This is a genomic window from Bacillus pseudomycoides DSM 12442 (genome assembly GCF_000161455.1).
Taxonomy (GTDB): domain Bacteria; phylum Bacillota; class Bacilli; order Bacillales; family Bacillaceae_G; genus Bacillus_A; species Bacillus_A pseudomycoides.
Map to the genome: position 1 here is coordinate 5740022 of NZ_CM000745.1, position 979 is coordinate 5741000.

3 protein-coding genes are annotated in these 979 nt (G+C 30.8%); 2 read left to right on the top strand and 1 reads right to left on the bottom strand.

All coding sequences use genetic code 11. The annotated features are described in order from the left end of the window. Together BPMYX0001_RS28960 and hfq are read left to right on the top strand one after the other, a co-directional pair. Positions 1–252, top strand: a 252-nt coding sequence (locus BPMYX0001_RS28960) for a hypothetical protein (protein ID WP_033799583.1), incomplete at its 5' end; no start/stop codon positions are given. Positions 253–279: 27 nt separating this feature from the next. Continuing rightward, positions 280–468 carry an RNA chaperone Hfq gene (hfq, locus tag BPMYX0001_RS28965; RefSeq protein ID WP_006097696.1) on the top strand — a complete coding sequence of 63 codons (189 nt, stop codon included), beginning with the start codon at positions 280–282 and terminating at the stop codon, positions 466–468. 81 nt (positions 469–549) lie between these two features. On the opposite strand, the gene BPMYX0001_RS32880 is transcribed toward hfq, so the two are convergent. Next, a complete protein-coding gene (locus tag BPMYX0001_RS32880; protein ID WP_157753655.1) occupies positions 550–690 on the bottom strand; it encodes a hypothetical protein in 141 nt (46 codons plus the stop codon). Positions 691–979: the final 289 nt, after the last annotated feature.

Here is a 979-nt window from a genome sequence, read left to right on the forward strand (position 1 = left end):
ATTTCTAATTGGCTTCGTAGGGAATATACAAAATTTGTACAATTGAATCATAGAAGACCTAAAAAATACGAGCATGATGAGATTCTTAGTGAAGTAATGGATCGAATAGAAGAACGTGAAATTTGGATTCCATATGGGGAAGTAAAGAGATATTATTTAAGTAAAATCGGTAAATGGTTTCGAAAAATCAAAAGCGAATGGGAATCACAAATACCTAACAATGAAAAGCAGATGGTATTAGAAGAAAAGTAACTACAAACAAACGAGGGGGCACATTCCATGTTTAATTTACAAGAAGGCATGTATGAACAATTGAAAGGTAAAAAAGAGGAAATCACTTTATTTTTAAAGAGTGGGGTTCCAATACGTGGGCAAATCCTTGCAACAGATAGATTTACCGTCCTAATGATGGTTGGTGGTAAACAACAACTGGTCTATAAACAAGCCATTTCTACAATTGCCACGTAATACATACTGGATTTATGTAAATATTTCTCAATATTATGTTATTGCTATATAGACTATAATATAAGTAATTCTTTTTATTATTTATATTTTTGTTATTCCCTGTTGCAGAATCCTTACAATAAGGATTCTTTTTTTATTGTATTTCAACAAAAATATTTTTGCCCCCATAATTTTTAAAATTTCTCTTGTAACCCTTATCCCTATTATTCTCTTGCAATTCATAAAAATGCCCCCATAATTAAAAGATGAAAAAATATTCTGAAAACATATTTACACATACAATATTTGTAAGATATGATGACATTGTTCTACAAATTAAAGACAATAGGGGGATGATGTTATGAAAAGAAAATATTTAGCTAAAGCAGGGGTATTTGCATTAGCAGCAGGAATAATCTTACCTTCAACTGTTGCACATGGAGAAGCTTTGCCTTCTTCTGTATCTGCATCTACAGCAAATGTCGATAATGCAGAAATTGATGATGTATCTGTAGAAGTTTACGATAAAGAT